Raw genomic sequence first — 284 nt, forward strand, 5'->3', positions numbered from 1 at the left:
TGACGGCGCGCAGCGAGGCCGGCTGGACCGCCAAGCTTTCCGGCCAGTTCGCCTTCAGCGGCGACAGCTACATGGAATACTATGCCTGGTTCCCGCCATTCTCGACCAATGATGGCTGGAATGACTGGAGCAGCCGTTCGCGTCATTCCGACACCGGTCTGGATCACTTCTATTCGGCAACCGTCGCGCTCGGCCACGACTTCCAGGTCAGCGATCAGCTGCTGATCAACGTCAACGGTGGCTTCAAGTACACCTCGGTCAAGTGGACTGCCTATGGCGGCTCC

Annotated in this window: 1 protein-coding gene; it reads left to right on the forward strand. The window is 60.6% G+C overall.

Going from position 1 to position 284, the window contains the following annotated elements; translation table 11 throughout:
* Positions 1-284 (forward strand): omptin family outer membrane protease (locus tag AC0L2H_RS32565; RefSeq protein ID WP_473593686.1); only part of this gene is annotated, 284 nt, incomplete at both ends.

Source organism: Mesorhizobium sp. WSM4871 (assembly GCF_055811295.1).